General features: G+C 48.3%; 16 protein-coding genes. 7 read left to right on the top strand and 9 right to left on the bottom strand.

The annotated features are described in order from the left end of the window. Positions 1-210 precede the first annotated feature (210 nt). Entirely contained in the window at positions 211-1,626 is a 1,416-nt protein-coding gene (aspA, locus tag VN23_RS10870; RefSeq protein WP_046350849.1) for an aspartate ammonia-lyase, read from the bottom strand. Positions 1,627-1,759: 133 nt separating this feature from the next. After that, positions 1,760-2,104: a YnfA family protein gene (locus VN23_RS10865; RefSeq protein WP_046350850.1), complete on the bottom strand. Its 345-nt coding sequence runs from the start codon at positions 2,102-2,104 to the stop codon at positions 1,760-1,762. Positions 2,105-2,391: 287 nt separating this feature from the next. Here VN23_RS10865 and VN23_RS10860 point away from each other — a divergent pair, with 287 nt between their 5' ends. The 3 genes from VN23_RS10860 to VN23_RS10850 all read left to right on the top strand — a co-directional run bounded on the left by VN23_RS10860 (position 2,392) and on the right by VN23_RS10850 (position 6,480). Next, the gene (locus tag VN23_RS10860; RefSeq protein WP_046350851.1) at positions 2,392-3,171 is read left to right on the top strand and encodes a hypothetical protein; all 780 of its coding nucleotides are present in this window, start codon (positions 2,392-2,394) and stop codon (positions 3,169-3,171) included. Between the two features lie 330 nt (positions 3,172-3,501). Next, positions 3,502-5,742 (top strand): PhoX family protein, encoded by a 2,241-nt coding sequence (locus VN23_RS10855; RefSeq protein ID WP_046350852.1) that lies wholly within the window; start codon positions 3,502-3,504, stop codon positions 5,740-5,742. 141 nt (positions 5,743-5,883) lie between these two features. Beyond that, on the top strand, positions 5,884-6,480 hold the full coding sequence (locus VN23_RS10850) for a hypothetical protein (protein ID WP_156455181.1): 597 nt from the start codon (positions 5,884-5,886) through the stop codon (positions 6,478-6,480). Positions 6,481-7,113: 633 nt separating this feature from the next. On the opposite strand, the gene VN23_RS10840 is transcribed toward VN23_RS10850, so the two are convergent. Beyond that, on the bottom strand, positions 7,114-9,609 hold the full coding sequence (locus VN23_RS10840; RefSeq protein WP_046350855.1) for an adenosylcobalamin-dependent ribonucleoside-diphosphate reductase: 2,496 nt from the start codon (positions 9,607-9,609) through the stop codon (positions 7,114-7,116). Between the two features lie 741 nt (positions 9,610-10,350). Between VN23_RS10840 and VN23_RS10835 the strand changes: the two genes are divergently transcribed. Then, positions 10,351-11,976 carry a methyl-accepting chemotaxis protein gene (locus VN23_RS10835; protein ID WP_046350856.1) on the top strand — a complete coding sequence of 542 codons (1,626 nt, stop codon included), beginning with the start codon at positions 10,351-10,353 and terminating at the stop codon, positions 11,974-11,976. 156 nt (positions 11,977-12,132) lie between these two features. On the opposite strand, the gene VN23_RS22125 is transcribed toward VN23_RS10835, so the two are convergent. Then, positions 12,133-13,842 carry a glycoside hydrolase family 19 protein gene (locus VN23_RS22125; protein WP_231743240.1) on the bottom strand — a complete coding sequence of 570 codons (1,710 nt, stop codon included), beginning with the start codon at positions 13,840-13,842 and terminating at the stop codon, positions 12,133-12,135. A gap of 489 nt (positions 13,843-14,331) precedes the next feature. Here VN23_RS22125 and VN23_RS10825 point away from each other — a divergent pair, with 489 nt between their 5' ends. Then, positions 14,332-14,742 carry a hypothetical protein gene (locus tag VN23_RS10825; RefSeq protein ID WP_156455179.1) on the top strand — a complete coding sequence of 137 codons (411 nt, stop codon included), beginning with the start codon at positions 14,332-14,334 and terminating at the stop codon, positions 14,740-14,742. Between the two features lie 194 nt (positions 14,743-14,936). Continuing rightward, a complete protein-coding gene (locus tag VN23_RS10820; protein ID WP_062654881.1) occupies positions 14,937-15,659 on the top strand; it encodes a substrate-binding periplasmic protein in 723 nt (240 codons plus the stop codon). Between the two features lie 70 nt (positions 15,660-15,729). On the opposite strand, the gene aroA is transcribed toward VN23_RS10820, so the two are convergent. From aroA to VN23_RS10795, 5 genes are all read right to left on the bottom strand, one after another. Continuing rightward, positions 15,730-17,019, bottom strand: a complete 1,290-nt coding sequence (aroA, locus tag VN23_RS10815; protein ID WP_046350858.1) for a 3-phosphoshikimate 1-carboxyvinyltransferase — start codon at positions 17,017-17,019, stop codon at positions 15,730-15,732. A 207-nt stretch (positions 17,020-17,226) separates the two neighbouring features. Further along, positions 17,227-17,637 carry a hypothetical protein gene (locus tag VN23_RS21495; protein ID WP_082752741.1) on the bottom strand — a complete coding sequence of 137 codons (411 nt, stop codon included), beginning with the start codon at positions 17,635-17,637 and terminating at the stop codon, positions 17,227-17,229. 53 nt (positions 17,638-17,690) lie between these two features. Further along, on the bottom strand, positions 17,691-18,698 hold the full coding sequence (gene waaF / locus VN23_RS10805; protein ID WP_046350860.1) for a lipopolysaccharide heptosyltransferase II: 1,008 nt from the start codon (positions 18,696-18,698) through the stop codon (positions 17,691-17,693). Between the two features lie 132 nt (positions 18,699-18,830). Further along, positions 18,831-19,031 (bottom strand): zinc-finger domain-containing protein, encoded by a 201-nt coding sequence (locus VN23_RS10800; protein WP_046350861.1) that lies wholly within the window; start codon positions 19,029-19,031, stop codon positions 18,831-18,833. An 87-nt stretch (positions 19,032-19,118) separates the two neighbouring features. Next, positions 19,119-20,039 carry a branched-chain amino acid transaminase gene (locus tag VN23_RS10795; RefSeq protein ID WP_046350862.1) on the bottom strand — a complete coding sequence of 307 codons (921 nt, stop codon included), beginning with the start codon at positions 20,037-20,039 and terminating at the stop codon, positions 19,119-19,121. Between the two features lie 398 nt (positions 20,040-20,437). Here VN23_RS10795 and VN23_RS10790 point away from each other — a divergent pair, with 398 nt between their 5' ends. Continuing rightward, the gene (locus tag VN23_RS10790) at positions 20,438-22,231 is read left to right on the top strand and encodes a DUF1800 domain-containing protein (RefSeq protein ID WP_052746466.1); all 1,794 of its coding nucleotides are present in this window, start codon (positions 20,438-20,440) and stop codon (positions 22,229-22,231) included. Position 22,232 lies beyond the last annotated feature (1 nt).

Raw genomic sequence — 22,232 nt, 5'->3', positions numbered from 1 at the left:
TAATCAAAGATGTGCTATGGAGTATGGCATGAATCAATTGGGTCGCCAATTAAAACAGAACGATCGTTCTGTTTTGTGGTTTTTGCCCACTTTTAATTTGCTTTCAGCTTGGTCACTGTGGCTTGCACCATATTTCAAAATAAAACCCCAATCTTATTAATTAGAATTGGGGTTTTTTATCTAGGCCTTGGTATTAAGGCTTTAATAGGATCAATACCGCTTACCCAAATACTGCGGATTAAGCAGGTTTTCATTTGAGAAGATATCGTTTAATTGTGCTTGGCTAAGTAGTTTTTTCTCTAAGCACACTTCGATCACGGTTTGCCCTGTTTGCGCGCAAATCTTGCCAATTTCATCGCATTTTGCATGGCCTAATACGGGATCGAGGTAGGTCACAATGGCGATGCTATTGAGTACATTGCGGCGGCAGGTTTCTACATTGGCGCTAATGCCATCGATGCATTTTTCTTTTAGCCCCAGCATGGCGTTTTGTAGTAAATGAATGGATTCAAATAAGGACGATGCAATCACTGGCTCCATCACATTGAGTTGCAATTGCCCTGCTTCTGCCGCTAGGGTAATGGTCAAATCATTGCCAATTACTTTAAAGCAAACTTGATTCACCACTTCTGGCATCACTGGGTTTACTTTGGCGGGCATAATGCTAGAGCCAGCTTGTAATTCGGGCAGATTGATTTCTTTTAAGCCTGCCCGCGGGCCGGATGATAATAGGCGTAAATCATTGCATATCATCGATAGCTTAGTGGCGGTGCGTTTTAATACACTAGAAACCATCACATAAGCGCCGCAATCAGACGTGGCTTCAATTAAATCTTCGGATGAAGTAAAGGCATAGCCGGTGATTTCGCAGAGTTTTTTTACCGCAATTGCACGGTATTCGGCGGGGGCATTAATGCCTGTGCCAATGGCGGTAGCGCCTAGGTTAATTTCGAGCAATAGATTTTTAATTTGCCCAATGAGGCGAATATCTTCTTTGATTAAGGTGGCGAAGGCGTGAAATTCCTGGCCTAAAGACATGGGCACTGCGTCTTGCAGCTGGGTGCGGCCCATTTTAAGCACATTTTTAAATTCAATCGATTTAACAATAAAGCCTTGCTGCAGTGTTTCCATATGCTGCATTAAAATCAGCAGGTGCTCGTACAGGGCCACTCTGAATGCGGTTGGGTAGGCATCATTAGTCGATTGGCATTTATTTACGTGGTCGTTGGGGTGAATAAATTGATATTCGCCTTTAGCATGGCCTTGTAATTCTAAGGCTAAATTGGCAATGACTTCATTGGCATTCATATTCACCGAAGTGCCTGCACCGCCTTGAAATACATCACTGGGGAATTGATCTAAGCAGCGGTTATTGTTAATGATTTCATCGCAGGCTTTAGCAATCGCCTCTGAAATTTTCTTTTCTATGGTGCCAATTTCACCATTGGCCAAGGCGCAGGCTTTTTTTGTTTTGGCTAATGCTTTTACCATAATGGGGTTATCGCTGATCTTGGCTTGCGATATCTTGAAGTTTTCTATGGCACGTTGGGTGTGAATACCATAGTAAGCATCAAAGGGAACTTCTTTTTCGCCTAATAAATCGTGCTCGATTCTAACGTTTTTCATCAGATAAAACCTCCACAAAGAATGATATTAGCAGTGAGTGCTTTTATAATGATGATATTACTCAATATCTTGCTTAATAGGGAAGTGCTGGATAAGGTTATATTTATTCGGCATAAAACGAATGGCGCTTGATTTAATTTGCTCTGGGGGCGAGCAAAATGACCGCCATGCCAATTAAGCTAATTAGGCTGCCGATAATATCCCAGCGATCCGGCATAATGCCGTCTGCCAGCCAAAGCCATAGCACCGCCATACAGACATAAACACCACCGTAAGCGGCATAAACACGGCCACTTGCTGCGGGGTGCAAAGTCAGTAGCCAAACAAAAATCATTAAGCTGAGTGCGGCTGGCAGTAATAAAAACACTGATCCACCCTTACGCAGCCATAGATAAGGCAGGTAGCAGCCAATGATTTCTGCAATGGCGGTGGCGGTGAATAGGGCGATGGTTTTTAGAAAAAAGGAGCTTTGATCCATATTGGGGCCTGTTGGCATCTTGCGTGTATCAGGATGTGTAGGTAAAAGGCAATGATTGTAGTGGAGCCGGGGCCATGCTTGATATGGCAGCTTTGCCGCTGCTTATTGGATCAATCGTAAATGATCCACCTATTTAGCTTACTATTGCCGTGAAAAGACTTAATCAGGGTGTTTTATCATTGCATGCCAGACGCCAGCCCGTGCGTTTTGAAGAATGGCTGCTGCAATAAATATGAATGTAAAGCTTATTTTGCTTTGCTCCTTTTTTAATAAAAAACAGGCTTTGTATGTGGAAGAAGATAAGAATCGTGATTTTATTGCTGATTCTGGCTAAGGTGGCGCAATTCACGTGGCTGGATAAAGGTGTGCTGGAATGGAAGAAAAACTTATATGTGGCCGTATATCCGGTGAATGTAAGCGGTAGTGCTGAAGTAAGTGCTTATTTGCAGAGCTTAAATAAAGATGATTTTGAGCCTTTAACGCAATATTTTGCCGCAGAGGCTAAGCAATATCAGCTGAATATACACCGACCCTTTGAATTTCAATTGGGGGGAGAAGTGAAAGAGATTCCCCCTGTGCCGCCGAGCGATGGCCATATTTTAAATACGATGCTTTGGAGTTTGAAATTCAGATATTTTGCCTGGAATAACAGCCCTAAAGTCAGCGTGCCACCGGATATTCGTCTGTATTTATTGTATTACGACCCGACCACGCATCCGCAACTCAGCCATTCTACTGCGCTGAATAAAGGCCGCATTGGGCGGATTAATTTATTTGCGGCTAAAGCATATGCCAAGCAAAACTTAGTGATTGTGGGACACGAGCTGCTGCATACACTGAATGCTACCGATAAATACGATTTAAATAGCAATCTGCCTCTTTATCCAGATGGCTTTGCCGAGCCGGATAAAGCACCGCGCTATCCTCAAGGCTATGCAGAAATAATGGGCGGTAGAATTCCACTGAGTGAAGTATTGGCAAAAATTCCAGAAGATTTAAGCCGCACATTAATTGGCGAGAAAACCGCGCAGGAAATTGGCTGGTTGAAAGAAGTGAAAAATCAGTAAGGAAGAAGTGATGCCATCACATATCGTACGAGCAGCTAAAAATTTTGCCTAAAAGGGGCGGTGGTTTTTTTGTATTATTTTTTAAAAAGCGATTCGCTTCTTTAATTAAATCTGTGCGCATCAGGGGCTGGCCTTACTGCGAGCAAAGCGCCATGAGCATTTCTGCGCTTGAGGCATTGTATCGGTTTGAAAAGGTAAGGTTTGCTGGCGCTGCTTTGCTCTCTTGCCTTACAGCTGGAAGCCCTTTCTTTTGTTTGTCATATTTCTAACGTAAAAATGTCATATTTGGGCTTTAGAGTGTGGGCTTTTTCACCGAGCAGGCGAGATTCCATGTCCAAGTCTAATAATTTCAACGAAGAAAATTCTAACCACTCCTGTAATCCGACTTTCGATTCTATCCTTGAGCAAAGGGTGATGAGCCGTCGTGGGTTCTTAGGAATGAGCTTGTCAGGCGCTGCAGTGGTTGGCGGAATGGGCTTGGGGCTGACAGGCTGTAGTTTGAGTGATAGCGATGATGTTGTTACTGCTCCTGTGTCACCAACTACGCCGCCTACTCCTTTGAATCCGGTATTGGCAGCACTTGGCTTTACCGCTGTGGGTAAAAGCTTGCTGGATAAAGTAGTGATTCCGACGGGTTATAGTGCACAAATTATTTATGCTCTGGGTGATCCGCTGACTGCCGCCACTCCAGCGTACAAAAATGATGGTACGGATGGCGATTTTGATAATCGCGCCGGTGATCACCATGATGGTATGGAATACTTTGGTCTGGATGCGGCTGGCAAGCCGTCTGTATCTGCTGCTGATCGTGCGCTGCTGGCGATGAACCATGAAGCGACTACCGATTCAAAACTTTCATCGCACTTTATTCATGCCAATGGCGGTACAACGACCCTGCCACGCCCGGCTGCTGAAGTAGATAAAGAAGTAGCTATCCATGGCTTGTCGGTTGTGGAAGTCAAAGTGGCTGATAAAAAATGGGCCACGGTACAAAGCTCGGCATTTAACCGCCGTGTTACGCCGTTGACCCCAGTAGAGATTGCTGGCCCGGCGCGCGGCAATGCGCTCTTGATCACCAAATACTCGGCAGATGCTACAAAAACTCGTGGCACGATTAATAACTGCGGTACGGGTAAAACGCCTTGGGGCACTTTCCTGTCTGGTGAAGAAAACTGGGCTGGCTATTTCTTCCGTGTTGCAAGCGACGATACGGCCCGTGCTAACGATAAGAGCGTGACTTCGCTCAAGCGTTATGGCCGTAATGCAGGTAGTTCTTCACGCCATGGTTGGGAGACCGGCGGTACGCTTGATCAATACGCACGCTGGAATATCAGCAAGACAGGTGCATCTACCAATGGCAGCGATGACTATCGCAATGAATTAAACGGTCAAGGCTACATCATTGAGATGGACGCCTATGACAAAACTAAAGCATTGAAAAAACGCAGCGCATTAGGCCGTTTTGCTCATGAAAGCGCAGCATTTGGTATTCCTGCTGTAGGCAAGCCACTGACTGTGTATATGGGCGATGATTCGCGCAATGAATATATGTACAAGTTTGTGTCTAAAGCCTTATGGGTTGCGGCAGATGCCAACCCAGCTGATCGCATGGCAACAGGTGATAAGTATCTGGATGAAGGTACTTTATATGTGGCTAAATTTAATGCTGATGGCACGGGTGAGTGGGTAGAGCTGTCGATGTCTAATGCCAAGATTGCCGCTTTTGCTGGCTATAAATTTGCTGACTTGGCCGATATTTGTGTGAACACACGCTTGGCTGGTGATGCAGTAGGTGCTACCAAGATGGATCGCCCTGAGTGGGGCGGCGTTAACCCAGTAACAGGTGAGTTCTATCAAACCCTGACTAATAACAGTAATCGTAATGTGGATGCAACGGGCTCATCTCAGCTGCTACCAGATAATGCCAACCCACGTGCTTATGCAGACGTTGATGGTGTTAAAGGCACGGGCAATCCAAATGGCCATATTCTGCGCACAAAAGAAGGCGCAACAGTAGGCGCATTTATCTGGGATGTTTACTTGTTTGGTGCAGAAGCCGACGCAGACAAGGGCCTGATTAATCTATCTAACCTGACTGATGATCAAGACTTCTCTAGCCCGGATGGTTTGGCATTCAGCCCAAATACTGGTATTTGTTGGATTCAGACCGATGATGGCGCTTACACTGATGTGACTAACTGCATGATGTTGGCAGCGATTCCGGGCAAGGTAGGCGATGGCGCGGCTAAAACACTGAGCCACACTAAGAAAGACGGTACGAAGCTGGATGTGGTCACACAGGTTGGTGCAGCGCCTGCAGCAGATAAGCTAAAACGTTTCTTGGTTGGCCCAAAAGATTGCGAAATCACCGGCCTGTGTGAAACACCGGATGGCAAGGCGATCTTTATCAATATCCAGCATCCGGGTGAAGGTACTGCATTAGCAAATATTGCGGATCCAACTAAATACACCAGTCAATGGCCAGCTAATGCAGGCTACGGTGCAGGTAAGCGCCCACGCTCTGCCACGATCGTGATTACTAAAAATGATGGCGGCCGTATTGGTTCTTAATCTTCGCTAGTCATCTTAAACGCTGAGTCTTACCAAGCGTATCAAACAAGCCAAATGGATTAGATTTTCTAATTCATTTGGCTTTTTTATTGTTTGGCATTATCTGGGATAATCACCGCTTTACGCATTCTCGAAGAACCCATGCTGAACGAACACCCTGCTTTGCAAAGTCTTCGCCCCTATTGGGCCTCTTACCAAGCCATGCTGAAGTCTGTTGATGAAGGCCAGCGTTTTAAGGCTAGCCCTAAAGAGACTTATGCTCATGCCTTGCTGATTAAAATCAAGGAGCTAGAGCATGACGTACAAACCATGCGTCTTGCCGTGGCGTTTGTTCGTGATATCTCGCCAAGCGTGGCCAATGCTGCAGCCATTTATCGTTACCACGAAGAATATTTTTTGTGCCGCCTTACGGCCTGCATGGATAAAGCCCATCGCCTAGTCGGCGCTGCGCTGTTGTTAAAGCAAGATAAGTGTGAAGGCAAGGGCGGCCAGCTCTTTGTGCTTCGTGCAATCCAAGCCAGCCATCCAGAGCTAGCGGCTAGCTTAGAAAGAGCCGCCGCCATTGAAGCCAAGCACAAAAAGGACCGCAAGGCTCTAGGCGATGGTTTGCCTGTTTTAAGCCATGATTTCTTGACACAAGAGGCCGAATCGCTGGATGCGCTGAGCGATAAAACCACCGCCGCAATAGAAGCTGTTTTATCTACGCTCGCCCCAATTTTTGAGCTGGCTTGCGCTTAGAGTTACGTGATGACCGAGGGTTTGATCGAGAGCAAAGGTAGTTTTATAGGCATAAAGCGATGTTTTTGACATGTATTGCATCTTCTGTAGGGCGGGTGAAACCCGCGTATTTTTCAGCATCGCTCGCGGGTTTCAGCCCATACGCGTTAACCAAAGTCAAAAAGATCTTTTTAGTGCCTTCGGCAGGTTGATTTTGGAGCGGTTAGCCACCGCGGGGCCTTCCTTTCTTGCTTCGCCAAGAAACGAAGCCAAAGAAGGCGACCCCACGAAACACGAAAGCCCCTGCGCTGCGGACAATCGAGTCGGCGGCAGGCGGGATTGGCTCGTTCCTCGCTCCCTGGCCGAAACCCCGCCCCGCTTGTTCCTCGCTCCGGCGTGTTTCAAGGGGATTTTTAAGCCCTATGCGAAGAGCGTGGTTATTGTGTTTTTTCGCTGTTTTCTAATGAAAAAACAATTTGGTTAGCGCGTATGGGGTTTCACCCGCCCTACGAAAAACATTTCCTTAAGTTGAGATGATTGGGTTTTTCCTCCCAAACATCCCCTAAATCTAAAAATAGGGCACAAAAAAAGGCCCACTATTTAACCAATTTCTTGGCAAATAGCGGGCCTTTTAATGCTTACAGATTATCTAGATCAACCACACGCTCCAACAAAGCCGCAGGATACGCAGCGGCTGCAGCCGTCGATTTTTTGTAAGGCGTAAGCCCCGCATTCCGGGCATTTTTTGCCGGTGGCGATTGGGTTTACTGGGGCCAGAGGGGCTTCATACTGGCTATCGTCTATTACGTAGGCCATATGTTTATTTTTAAAGCGTGATGCAAGTAGCTTGGTAGGCACTTGGTTACCGGACGCATCTAAGAAGCCACGTTTGGTGAGGATTTGCTGCAGGGCATAGCCAATCGCGGCCACTTCAGATTCGTGGAATAAAGGCGCTTGCGAGCCGTCTTCCTTATTAATCATGCCGCAACGAACTGTGCCCTTGCCCCAGCTTACTTCGCGCATATCGGCCAGCGATTTAGCGATCGAGCCGCCCGAGCGTGCCGCCATGGATAAGAGGCGCATGCTGGCGGTGATCCACTGTTGATCTTCGCTTTTTTGGCTGGCAGGCATAAAGAATTCAAATGGGCGCTCAATCGTGACCAACTCGCCACCCACCATGCCGGTGATATGGATAAAGCTGACGGTGAGGTAAACCACTTTCTTACCTTCGTACGTCATATACGCCACTTTAGAAGTCACCGATTCCAGATCGCCATTCGGGCGGCGATCAAACTGCTTGCGCAGCAAATCATCATCGGGGATTTGCTCTTCTTCTGCCACAGCAACCGGCGCTTCAGCGACTGACAACACGCTGCCTAAAATACTGTTTGGGCGGTAAGTGGCTAGGCCTTTTAGCCCCGCACGCCATGCATCCATATAGAGGTTTTGGAAATCAGCGTAGGGATAATCGGCGGGGACATTAACCGTTTTAGAAATTGCCGAATCAACGAAGGGCTGCACGACTTCCAGCATTTTCATATGATCGCTAGCTGACATATTCAGCGCGGTGACAAAAGGCTCAGGCAATTTGCTGTCATCTGATACATCGTGGCCCATATGGCGATACAAGCGCCAAGCGTGATCGGCCACTTCATAAGTTTGCGTTGTGCCGTCGCTCATGCGTTTTTTGCGGTTGTAAACCCAGGAGAAAGCAGGCTCGATACCGTTAGAGGCGTTGTCCGCAAAGGCCAGCGTAATGGTGCCGGTGGGGGCAATCGATAAGAGATGCGAGTTGCGCAGGCCATGCTTGGCAATCGCCGCACGGATCGCCTTAGGCAGACGTTTGGCAAAGTTACCCGCTAGATATTGAGTGTTATCAAATAGCGTGAATGCGCCTTTTTCTTTGGCTAAATCCACCGATGCCAAATAAGCCGCATCGCGCATCATTTCTGAAATCTTTTGGGCAAGCGCACGCCCAGCATCGGAATCGTAGCGCAGGCCCATCATCACCAGCGTGCTACCCAAGCCTAAATAGCCCAGACCAATGCGGCGTTTGGACATGGCTTCGGCTTTTTGCTGTGGCAGCGGCCAAGCGGTGGCTTCCAATACATTGTCTAGCATGCGAATGGCGATGCTGACCACAGCTTGGAAACCTTCAAAATCAAACCCCACCTCTTTGCTAAAAGGCGATGTGACAAAGCGGGTGAGGTTGATCGAGCCTAGGCAGCAGCAGCCGTAATCGGGCAAAGGCTGCTCGGCGCAAGGATTGGTGGCTTCGATAGTTTCACAGTAATACAGATTGTTATCCGCATTCATGCGGGATAAAAATAAGATGCCCGGCTCGGCGTGATCGTAAGTGGATTTCATCACCTCTTCCCACAACTCGCGTGCACGGATGGTTTGATGTACCCACAGGCCGTCTTCACGCTGATAAGCGCCGGCTGTGATCTTCTCTTCGCAAGGCTCGGCTTTGTGCACGAGGCAGAAGTCTTTGTCTTGGTTAACGGCTTCCATAAACTCGTCGGTCACGCCGATCGAGATATTAAAATTAGTCAGTCCACCCTGATCTTTAGAGCGGATAAATTCCAGAATATCCGGATGATCGCCGCGCAACACGCCCATCTGCGCACCGCGCCGTGCACCAGCCGATTCAACAGTCGAGCACGATGCATTAAACACCTGCATAAATGAAACGGGGCCAGAAGCACGCGAACGTGTGCCGCGTACCAGCGAATCTTTAGGGCGAATTGTCGAGAAATCGTAGCCCACACCACCGCCACGACGCATGGTTTCTGCTGCATCAGAGAGCGCGGTATAAATACTTGGCTTGCCATCGGTGCTGCCCGAAACCGAATCGCCCACCGGCTGCACAAAGCAGTTGATCAGCGTGGCGCGTAAATCCATCCCCGCGGCAGAGTTAATGCGGCCAGCCGGTACAAAGCCATTTTGCTGCGCCCACAAAAACTTCTCTTCGAAGTAAGCTTTTAAATCAGGCTGCTCTACGCTGGCCAAGGCACTGGCGACACGCGCTTGCACATCGGCAATCGAGGCTTCTTCGCCCTTGGCGTACTTTTCTAGTAATACATCCAGAGAAATTTCTTGCGGAGCCATATTGGTATTTCCTAAATAATTAATCGTATTCGGTGTCATGCGTACTGCATCATGGTTTTTGGGGGCGGGGCAATATAGCAGGTTTCTTTATGCTTTCCGTTGCTCAAAAGCAATATCCGATCAGTGTAACAAGATGGAGAGGTTTTCAATTGTGCTCTTGCCAGATGGCATGATAGCGGTGTGATTTTTACCAACATCGTTTGTTTTTTTGCTCGCCCTGCGCATATTACGACGTTTAGCTGAGCTTGATTAGGGGCTATGTTGTTTTGTGTCATTAGTGACATTCTGTTTGTTTTGCTCAATTTTTTAAAAAAAATGAATTATTAGGGTTTTTCTGGATGCATTTACTATTGATAAAATAATATATTTTCGTTTTTTTAATTAATTAAAATATAATTTTTTAATGTTTAATAAATGGCTGTGATTTCTATGGTTTATTTCAATGGCGCTGGTTTGTTTGTTTTACTAAAAATATCAAGTGAATGGTTTTATATCGATTGATAAAGGCTTGGTGTTGAGGCGATAGTATTACACTAGTGCTTGGTAAGATAATTTACGTATGTCGTTCTTTTGTTGTTTTTTGCGGAATTTAAATAGAGGGCGTGATCTTGGGTATGTTGTAAATTATTTTTTATAAAGGTAATTAGGATCTTCTGGCATTGCGTAAAAAAGATAAGCACGCTGTCTTATTTTGGCTATTGTTATATTGATTGTCTTTTTGTGTTTGATCTTAAGCTTTTTTTTTAGCATGCATGATTTTCACCGAAGGATGCGCGAAAAATGAAACTAAGAACACGGATTTGGATTATTGTGATTGCCGCATTTTTGGGCATTATCATTGTGAGCGTTGGCAGTTTATTCCAGCTGCGTCAAAGCATGATGCAGGAGCGACGTGCGCAAATTATTCAGCTGCTGGATTTAGCGAAAGCGCAATTGACGCATTTTCAGGGATTAGAAACCAGTGGAAAGTTGAGCCGTGAAGAGGCGCAAAGCCGCGCTAAAGAGGCATTGGCTGCGCAAAGAGCGGGCAGTACTTATTTCTTTATTCGTAGCATGACAGATGATACTTTTGTATTTCACATTGATCCCAAGCGTATGGGTAAGCCTGATCCGGGGGCAAAATCGCCGGATGGCAGAACTGCAGTTCAGGTGATTCGTGATGGCCTGGCTGAAAGTAAAGACGGTAAAGCGTTTGCTTTAACCTATGTTGCACGGCCAGGAAGCGAGGATAAAACGGTATATCCAAAACTAAACGGCGTGATTCAATTTGAGCCTTGGGGCTGGATTCCCGGCACCGGGTTTTATCTAGATGATATTGATCGCTTGTTTTGGAATAGTGCAATAAAGATGCTGGTGGCAGGTTTGGTGATTCTTGCCGTTATGGGGATGCTGGCATTGAGTACGATGCGTAGTATTTTAGGGCAACTGGGTGGGGAGCCTCAAGATGCTGCGGATATTGCGCAGGGCATTGCGAATGGTGATTTATCCCGGCAGATTGAAACACAGGCAGGTAGCGATAGCTTAATGGGCTCTATGCGCTCTATGCAGCAGGGTTTACATGATATGGTGCGGCGTTTTAATCAGGCGTCGTCCACTTTGTCTAATGCATCCCAGCAATTGAATAAAGAAACGGAGCAAATCAGTCGGGGTAGTCAGATGACTTCGGAGGCTACGTCTTCCACTGCTGCGGCAATTGAAGAAATGACGGTGAGTATCAGCCATATTTCATCCAGTGCCAGGGAAACGGAAGTCAATTCGCAGCAGGCTGCGGAGCTGGCTACTGAGGGGGAAAAAATGGCGCAGCATGCCGCCAATGAGATCCGCCGTATTTCGGGTGACATTAGCTCTGCAGCGGGTTTGATTCGTGGTTTGGTGGAGCGTTCTCGCGAAATTGATAGTATGAGTGCCGTGATTAAAGAAATTGCCGATCAAACCAACTTACTTGCCCTGAATGCCGCTATTGAGGCTGCACGGGCTGGCGAGCAGGGTCGGGGTTTTGCTGTGGTGGCCGATGAAGTGCGTAAATTAGCAGAGCGTACAAGCGGTGCAACACAAGATATTACCCGTACGATTCGTGCGGTGCAGGAAGACACGGATATTGCTGCAGGCTCGATGGATGGCGTGCAAACTCAGGTTGCACTGGGTGTTGATCTGGTAGAAAAAGCGGCTTCAGCTTTACGTGAGATCAATACAGTGACACGTGCCACTTTAGAGAAAACCCGTGATGTGGCAAATGCAACTCAGGAGCAAAGTCAGGTGAGTAATAGTATTGCAGGCAATGTGGAGCGGATCGCCCAGATGGTGGAAGAATCCGATGCTTCTGTGCAGGCGGCCCATGAGCAGGTTCGCAGCCTTGACGAGCTTGCGCGTGAGCTTACCCTCGCGGCTGCAAAATTTAAGCTTTAGGCTTGCTGATTGTTGCTTGATCGATCAAGGCTTGATCAAGCTCTGTCCGTTAAGTCTGATCCTTAATGAGCCTGACAAAAAAAGCCCCTGCTGATAAGACGCAGGGGCTTTTAAATTTTTAAGCTTGAATGAGTGTATGGAATAAAACGGAGGCGTTTATTTCAGCTTCACATTCCAGTTTTTTTCCACGCACTTCACGTAATTGCCTTCGATTAGCGCGTTGTATGGGGTTTGATAATCAACCAGCTGGCACTGATTATCCTGCCCTGCATTCCAGGTTTTTTCCCAGAAAATAGGGTAGGCGGCGGAGCTGCCTTTTTCGAAGCGCTGCATGCCGGTGCACTTCATCGATTCTTGCTTGATATCCCAGCCTAAATCACGCGCAAACTCGGTGTAGTAGTCGATGCGATTTTTAGCCGCTGGTTTTAAGGTGGCGTCCTGGCATTCGGCGTTAATAATTTGAATGGTGGTTGGGAAGTCATTACCCAAGCCACGCGCCTTATCTTGTGCATTAGGCACCCAAGTTCCATCGATCACATGCAGCATCGATGGTTTTGGTGGCTGTGGATACACAAAGAAGAAAGTGGCAGAGGCCATATTCAACCAGCTTTCTGCAATCAGATCCGGCTCATTTAATAGCTTGGTTTGGTCGCCACTAAACATCACTTGCGAGAACGGGCCATAGTTGTAGTTGTATGAAAGCTGTTTAGCGCCACGGCCAAAGTACTTTTTAAAGCTGCCGTCAGCGTTCTTACCGCAGGTCCATACGCCGTTAAATACCGGGTCGGTACATTCGGTGTTGTAGCCGCAGCCTGTGCCGGTTTCGTTGCAACCCATTTCACGCACATGCACTAGCGCCTGACGCCATTCATCTATGCCGTATTGGGTGACGCTGTGGCCACCGGTTTCTTGGGCAAAGTGTGCAAACATGGTGGCGAGTGAGCGGCGGCAGATTTGGTCTGCATTGCGGCCATCGCTGTAGTCATCGCAAATGCCTGGGAATTTGGCGATGGCTTGCAAGAAGCGCTGATAGGTATAGCTGGGGTGACGCACTGAGAAATAGTATTGAAACTTTTGCTCAGAAACGAGGGCTTCAACCCGTTTTACATTCAGCGGGTTATCGCTTTTACCTGGGGCAACGGCATCCACAATGGCGTTGCTGGCAGTGCGTACCGATGCTTTTACCTTGCGGAAAAAATCGTTATTAGTGAGCTCGGCTTCGCGGGTTAAGGCTTGGCTGAGAGTGGGTATACCATCGGATGGCGTAGGAGTTGGCGTTGCACCGCCACCTGTGCTGCCACCGCTGCATACGCCGTTATCAGCCCATGTAGTGCTTTTGCCAGGTTCTTCAGCTGCGTTTACCCACCATTTTGCGGTGTAATTGTGGTTGGCATAGCTTACAACGCTGCCCCCTGTGTAGCTGCTGCTGGATATCCATGCTGCTTTGCAGGCGTTTGTGCCCGGAGCCGGAGTTGGAACGGCAGTAGGTACTGGCGTTGGCGCGGGTGTAGGCAAAGGAGTAGGAGCCGGTGTTGGCACTGGCGTTGGTGCCGGTGTGGGTACTTTTGTTGGAACGGGAGTAGGGGCCGCTGTGGGTACTTTTGTTGGAACGGGAGTAGGAGCGGGTGTCGGAACAGGGCTTGGCGTAGGGACAGGTGTTGTGCCATTCACTAATTCCCAAGGTCCCCATTGTTCTGCGCCAGGCACATTACCTTGTGTCCACCACTTGGCTTTCCAAGTCTGGCCTTTATAGCTTGCGGTGACGCCTGCTGTGTAGGTGCTGCTGGCGCTCCAGTCGGCCGCCATCAGGGAGGCGCTCATCAGCATCGCGGCCAATAGGGCCGTGATTCGGATCTTTGCTTTCATTGTCTCTTGCTCCATCCAAAATAAAGTCTGTGGCCTGATACTTGGGATAAGCATCAGCACAGATCAGGTTTAGAGAGGTTTGCAGGCTTTTCACCTGTCTGTTTTGCAATGAAGTGGTATCTTCATTTGTCGTTGTAAGGTTTGCGGATAGTAGCAGTTGTAGTTGCCATGTCAATGACTACGCGCATGTATTTGATGATTAACTTTGCCTTTGTTTTATTTTGATAGCATAGCGATTGCGGGCACAATTTTATGCCAATAATCGCTAATATATTGTTTTAAAAGACGTAGATAAAAAAGGTTAAGCTTGGGTCTGGCTGTGTAAAAAAGTGCGGTGCAAGCGTTTTGTTTTTGCCCTGATAAGGTGAATACCTTCGCCTGCTGCTGGTAAAAGTGGTATTGTTTTCAGCGTGATTGTGGTCCTTTTTTACTTCTGAGCAGCACTAGCTCTGGGTTTGAATCCGGTATACTGGCCGCTGTTGATTCACTTTGGCTGACGAGATGTTCATGCGCGGTTTTTTCCCTTTGCTACTTAGTGCAGTTTTTTTGTCTTTTAGTGTTCAGGCAGAAGATGATCCTTTGCCCTTTGATGTGCCATCTGCGGCGCCTGTTATTCAACGCACTTCAGTCGTGAATAAACCAGTAGCGACGAGTAATAAGTCCGTGGTTTATCGCGGGAAGCAGGCACGGTCTAAAGCGCGTGTGGCAGGCAAGAAACGATCGGTTCAGAAATCGGCAGTGTCAGGTATGACTAAAAAGCAAGCGGCTAAGCGCACCGGTAAAAAAGCAGTGTCAGTAAAAACAAAGCAGGCCCCGGTTGCAAGCAAGAAGAAAGCGCCAAACAAAACAGCGCCCTTGGCTAAGCCCAAAGGTAAAAAGGCCGTGCAGAAGAAACGCTAAACCGGCGGGGATTTTGATCAAAAAAATAATGGCAGCTTCTGAGCTGCCATTATTTTTACCCCGGTACGCTTCGCTTGCTAGGCAAGCGCGTGTGGCTGCTTTCGATAGTTTTCAGTAATATATAAGTAGAGTGATGTTATTTAATCTAATTTCTTCTTATTTTATTATTAAATACTTACGCCAAGGCTCGGTAGATGCTTGCTATGACCCTCCGCTATTCACTCCTTACTATGTTGTTTCCGACGTTTGTATCGGCGGCTGAATTAAGAGTATTAGTTTTAAATGGGGATAGCATGCCTTGGGCAAAGCTAGAAAATCATCAGTTAACTGCGGGGTTTTATTTTGATCTGGGCCACGCTTTGGCTGGGCAGATGGGGCTACAAGCCCGTTTTATTCTGTTGCCGCGCAAGCGCCTGATACACGCTCTGGAAAAGGGCGATGCGGATATTCTGTGCAATTATTTGCCTGTCTGGTTGCCCGGTGCTTTTGACTGGAGCACGCCTTTTATCCCCAATGCGGAATTACTGATCAGTGATAAGCAGGCGGGCAAGCCAGCCAGTTTGAATGCCTTTGCTAATGTACGGATCGGCACGGTTTTGGGCTATGTGTATTCGGAGCTGGATCAGGCTTTGGGGGCAACATTCGTACGCGATGATGCGCCTAGTATGCGTAATAATCTGCTTAAGCTGGCTGCGGGGCGGGTGCAGCATCTGGTGATTAATCAGTTTGAGCTTGAATACCAGCAGAGGCAGGGGCAGCTGACAACACCTTTGCATCCATATACGGTGCTTCGAAGCTTTAAGGGGCAGTGTGCGGTGTCCCGTTCAGGGCAAATAACAGTGAAAGCGCTTAATCAGGCGATTACGGCTTTGCAGTCTAAGCACGAGTTGCAGCGGGTTATGGGGCAATATCGCTAAAGTCTGATCGTATAGATAAGCAGTGATCAATCCGCCTGCCTCTGGCAAAGCGGATTGATATTCGATTTGCTTAAGCAGAAATCTTGGCTAGCTCTTCAAAGTAAGTTGGGAATGTTTTTGCCGTGCATTGCGGGTCGTTAATTTGCACCGCTACCCCTTTGACGGCCACCAGCGAGAAGCACATCGCCATACGGTGATCGTCGTAAGTATCAATCGCTGCACCTGCAATGAGTGATTCAGGTGGCGTTACGGTAATAAAATCCTCGCCCTCAATCACGCTTGCGCCCACTTTACGCAGCTCGGTGGCCATGGCGCTGAGGCGGTCGGTTTCTTTCACGCGCCAGCTGGCGATATTTCTGAGTGTGGTCGGGCCTTTGGCAAACAGCGCTGCCACAGCGAGTGTCATGGCTGCATCAGGGATATGGTTCATATCTGCATCAATGCCCGTTAGCTGGCCGCTAACCGGTGGTGAGGCCTCAATATAATTGCTGCCCCAGGTGATCTCTGCGCCCATCAAGGCCAGCGCTTCGGCAAAGCGTTTGTCGCCTTGAATACTATCGCTACCCATGCCGGTAACGCGCACCTTGCCGCCGCCCATTGCACCTGCGGCTAAAAAGTAAGATGCGGATGAAGCATCGCCTTCTACTTCAATAATCCCAGGGCTTTGGTAAGTTTGGCCAGCGGCAATACTAAAGCTGCTCCAACCGTTTTGCTCAACCTGTACGCCAAATTTCGCCATCAGTTTGAGCGTGATGTCGATATAAGGCTTGGAGATTAATTCGCCGATCACTTCGATGGTCACAGCTTGGCCGGTGAGCGGCAGCGCCATTAATAGTGCAGTTAAAAACTGGCTGGATACATTGCCTTTTACTTTGATGACTTGCCCGTTGAATGTTGCGGGCTTAATCGTCAGCGGTGGGTAGCCTTCCACACCGGTGCAGGCAATATCTGCACCCGCTTCACGCAGGGCATTAACCAAATCGCCAATCGGGCGCTCGTGCATACGGGCCACGCCGCTGAGGGTGTAATGGCCTTGGCTGAATGCAAGTGCAGCAGTTAGCGGGCGAAATGCCGTGCCTGCATTGCCTAGGAATAATTCTGCTGTTTTAACCGGAAAAACACCTGCTGCGCCGTGCACAATAAAATCACGGCTATCCCCGATTTGCTCCCATTTAATCCCTAATGCTTTCAGAGCCTCTAGCATATAGTGGATATCGTCTGCGGCCAGCAGCCCTTTCACCGTTGTTGTGCCTTCTGCCAATGCGGCAAGCAAAAGGGTGCGGTTTGAAATGCTTTTGGAGCCAGGCAGGGCAACAGTGCCGTTGACGCGGGCGATAGGGGCGAGGGTGATGTGTTCCATAAGTCGTTCCGTGTTAAAGGTTTTTAGCAGGCAGGCATGCTGTGAGCAGTTACGGTTTAAAAAATCAGGGGGTGATGGGCAGATCATCGCGCTAAGTGATTAAAATCGTGTCACAAAAATAGGGCTCATCTAAAACAGACGTCATTAAAACCATGCTGATGGTACTTATTTGCCCTTATCAGGCATGGTTTTAATGTTTAAAACGGCTTAATCATCACGGTCATGCCCATGCCCATTTCCTCGGCCATGATGCTTTTTCTGATGACGGTCTTTGCGATCATGGTGGCGATAGCGTGGTACGACTTCATTGTTGTACCAGCTTTCTTGCACAAAATAGACAGGCCGGCTACAGGCATTGTATCGGCGACAGTGTTTGGACCAGTTGTTAGCGTGGCCCGGTGGAACGATCAAATACATCGGGGGTTGAACAACAGTGACCTGCTGTATGATTCTTGGCTCACGGTAAATGAGCCGTGGCTGCTGAAAGTCGCCCATATTGAAGCTGCCATAAAAGCCAGGCTGTCCAAATTGTACTGATACCCCTACATCGGCTGCATGGGCGGCTGATGAGATCAGTATGGCGAATAACAGACATGCTTTAGTGAAATGCTTTTTCATGATAATCCTTCTTCAAACAAGGCCTTGTATTTATTGGTAAAGCACCGGAAAAATTAAGCCAATAATTGATCCAAGGCTGCCAGTACCTTATCAGGTCCGAGTTGATTGAGGCAGTTCATATGCTTGAGCGGGCAAATACGTTCAAAACAGGGGCTGCATTCCAAATCTAAAGTCACAATTCTGGCGTTGGCTGATAAAGGTGGGGTGAATTCGGGCGAGCTGGAGCCATAAATCGCGACCAGCGGGCGCTCCAGTGCCGCAGCCACATGCATTAAGCCAGAATCATTACTGACTACGGCGCGGGCAAGCGACATCATATCGATGGCTTCTGCCAGCGAGGTTTTACCACAGTAATCAATGACATCCGGCGCACCAGCCAGAATCTCATCAGCGATTTCCCGATCTTTATTCGAGCCAAAAATACAGACCTGAAAACCACGGTTCAGCAGCGTTTGCGCAAGTGAGGCCATATGGTTGCCCGGCCAGCGCTTGGCCGGACCATATTCTGCGCCGGGGCAAAGTGCAATCATGGGTTTGCTGGTATCAAAGCCTAATTTGGCAGCGCTGGCGGCGCGGTCTTGATCGTTCACCACTAAATGAGGGAAGGGCACCGGACGGGCAAGGGGTTGATCGGCGTCTTCGGCAAGAGCCGCAAAGCGCTCGACCATTTGCGGCAAGGCCAGCGGATCAAGTACGCGGGTGTCATTTAGAAAACCGTAGCGCGATTCACCTACCCAGCCGGTGCGGGTCTTGATGCCACTAAATAGCGGTAATAGCGCAGATTTAAGCGAATTCGGTAGCACGATGACTTGATCGTAGCCACGCTTTTTCATTTGCCGCGCTAAAGACCAGCGCGTGCCAAGCTTGAGCTCTCCATGACCAAAAGGCGTATCGAATGATTCGCTCACTTCGGGCATGCGGGCGTGTAAGGGGCGTGTCCAAGCGGGGGCGAGTACATCCAGTATCAGGCCGGGATGGCGTTGATGCAGGCGTCGGTAAAGGGGCTGGGCCATAATGGCGTCACCAACCCATGCCGGGGCAATAATCAGAATTTTTTTCATAAGCTCAGGAGAGGCGAACTGGCGGTGATATTAGGCGCAAACTTGGCCAATTCATCCGTGAGTAGGGCGGGTGAAACCCGCCAAAGCGCGTCATCACATTGGGTAAAACGGCAGGTAAACCTGCCTTAATAATTAATGCCCTTTAACGACTTCACCGGCTTTCAGGCGGTAGTGCGTACCACAGTATGGGCAAAGCGCTTCGCCATTTTTGGCAACAGGCAAGAACACACGTGGGTGAGAATTCCAGCTCAGCATATTAGGCATTGGGCAATGCAGGGGTAAATCACTGGCTAGTACTTCGATCTCGCGTTGGGTATTTTCTTTGAGTTCCATGGATTTTCTCTTTCGCACTTGGTGATTGAATCACCCTAGACTAAGAGGGTAGAGAAACTCCACCCTCTGCTTTAAATATTAAATCTGTTAAATCAGTGTTAGCCAATCTTCGTGTAGTGGGTCTAAACCCTTCACACAGTCAAAATAGCGTTTTTGTAAGCGTTCGGTAATCGGGCCCCGGCTACCAATGCCAATTGGACGATTATCCAGCTCACGAATCGGCGTGACTTCGGCAGCAGTGCCGGTGAAGAACGCTTCATCTGCGGTATAGACTTCATCGCGGGTGATGCGTTTTTCGATGACTTCGATGCCTTCTTCTTTCGCCAGCGTAATCACGGTATTACGGGTAATGCCATCTAAGCAGCTTGAGACATCAGGGGTATAGAGCTTACCTTTCTTGACGATAAACAGATTTTCCCCAGCGCCTTCAGATACATAGCCTTCGGTATCAAGCAGCATCGCTTCATCGTAGCCATCGGCGGCCGCTTCCTGGTGCGCCAGAATAGAGTTCACGTAATAGCCGCTGGCTTTGGCACGCACCATGGATACATTCACATGATGGCGGGTAAAGCTCGATACTTTAACTCGGATGCCTTTTTCTAGGCCTTCGGTGCCCAGATAAGCACCCCATGGCCAAGCCGCAACGATCACATTAATGGTGTTGCCCGTGGCAGCGATGCCTAGCTTTTCTGAGCCAACAAAGGCGAGCGGGCGCAGGTAGCAAGAAGCCAGCTTGTTTTCTCGCACCACCGTTTTTTGTGCTTCGAAGAGTTCTTCAAAGCTGAACGGAATGTTCATTTGGAAAATCTTGGCCGAGTTAAACAAACGCTCTGTGTGATCGTGCAGGCGAAAAATAGCCGTGCCCTTTGGGGTTTCGTAAGCGCGTACGCCTTCAAACACGCCCATGCCGTAATGCAAGGTATGGGTTAAAACGTGTGTGGTCGCGTCGCGCCACGGTACTAATTTGCCGTCATACCAGATAAGGCCATCGCGGTCAGACATCGACATATTGCAAACTCCTGCCCAAAGTGTTTGTGAGTAAGTAAGTGAGCGTCGATTGTAACTGAAAAAGGCGGAGCTGTTGGCAGGCTTGCATGTTGAGTGAAGAAAGCGGGGTCTTGTTTGTTTGAGGTGCTGCTTTTTTTGCTTAGGCTGGGGAGTTTTGTTTTTTTACTAATGGTAACAAGTAATCGTCTTGTCATCGTACTGTCATTAGAATGCGTGTCAAAAAAGGCCCTGTACTGATTTTAAAATAAAAATTCTTTCGTTTTACTATGACATCGGTAAGCAATTTGTAGGAAATATTTAAAGTTATGGGGCTTCCGTTCATCACTATTTAACTCGCATTTTCTTAGTCTCGAATTAACATAAGAAAAGTCTTATATTTTAATAAAGTGAGAGACGCCGTGGATACAGATTTAGTACAAGCACCGGAAAAACCGGTGAGCACAGAGCTGGGGCTGGCGCTGGCAGCCACGTTGGCTTTGGCTGCGTGTGGTGGCTCAGAAAGCGACCCAAGCGCGCCTGCCGCAATCACATCACCTGTGGTGGCCAAACCGCAAACAGACGCTGAGGCGGCGCGCTTTTTAGCGCAAGCGGGTTTTGGTGGCCGGTTTGCGGATCTGGAAGCGCTGAAGTTAAGTGGCTACGAAGCTTGGCTTAGCCAGCAATTTGATACGATCCCTCCTGTGACTCGCTGGGAGTATGCCAAAGAATTACGCGAGCGTGATTTACCGGCTTATCAGAACTGGCAGGCCGTGCCCAATGTGATGTGGCAAAGTATTTTTGTGGGCAAGAGTGCTGCAGGCAAGGATATTGTTGGTCAGGATGTATTGCGGCAAAGAATGACACTGGCTTTATCAGAGATTTTTGTAGTGAGCTATGCTGGGGTCGATGTGGCGGGGCCGATCAAGGTCTTGGTGATGAGCCACTTTATGGATTTATTGCAAAAAAGTGCTTTTGGTAATTTTAGAACGTTGCTAGAGGATGTCACGCTGAGTATTGCTATGGGGCGCATGCTGGGCATGCTGGGCAATATAAAAGAAGACAGCAGAGGCCGCCGGCCGGATGAAAATTTTGCCCGTGAAGTGATGCAGCTGTTCACCATTGGCTTGTATGAGTTAAATCTGGATGGTTCGCTGAAAAAAGGCGCAGATGGCAAGCCGATTGAGACGTATACCCTCGATACAGTGAGCAATTTGGCGAGAGTATTTACAGGCTGGTCTGCCCCGCTGCAGTTTAATTCTGCTAATCCCGATATTGAAGCAACGCGGCAGCCGATGGCTTTTCAAGCGGCGTATCATTCTCCTTTGGAAAAAAACTTTCTCGGTGTGTCCATTCCCGCCGGATCGTCAGGGCCGGCCTCGCTGGGAATTGCTCTGGATACATTGTTTAATCATCCCAATGTAGGGCCATTTATTGGCAAGCAGCTTATACAGCGTTTTGTTTGCAGCAATCCTTCTCCGGCGTATATCGCTCGTGTTGCGATGGCCTTTAATAATAATGGTCAGCAAGTTCGCGGGGATTTAAAAGCGGTGCTGAGGGCCATTTTACTGGACCCAGAGGCAAGGCAGGCCCCCGATCTGATTGGGCAAACGGCGGGTAAGCACAGAGAGCCGATGATTCGTCTGGCACAGCTGATTCGCACGCTGGATTATAAAAGCCCGGATGGCGCATGGCGGCTGGGTAATACGAATGATCCGGCCTGGCGTATAGGGCAAGTGCCTTTGGGGGCATCGAGTGTATTTAATTTCTTTAGACCGGGTTATGCACCGCCAGGGTCTGAGCTGGCAAAGCAAGGGCTGGTTGCGCCAGAAATGCAGATCGTGTCGGAAATATCAACCATTGTGCTGATTAACTATTTGTACAATTTGCTGATCGATTCGCGAAGCAGTACCTTGCGAACGTATAACGATGCCAATGGTACAAGTCAAAGCGATATTAAAGAGACAGGTTTATCGCTCTTTTTGGACGATGAAAACGCCCTTGCCGATCGACCAGATGCTTTGCTTGAGCGGTTTAATATTTTATTTGCATGTGGGCAGCTAAGTGCGGGCGTTAAAACGGCCATTATTAATAGTATTAGTAAGTTGCCCATTAGCGATCCTAACCCTGTCAGAGTTAATGTCCTGAAACAAAACCGCGTGATTGCGATGTTGTTAATGGTGCTGAGCAACCCAGAATATCTGGTCTTGAAATAGG

The sequence above is a fragment of the Janthinobacterium sp. B9-8 genome (assembly GCF_000969645.2).
Lineage (GTDB): Bacteria > Pseudomonadota > Gammaproteobacteria > Burkholderiales > Chitinibacteraceae > Iodobacter.
This window is presented reverse-complemented; position numbering and strand designations above follow the sequence as displayed.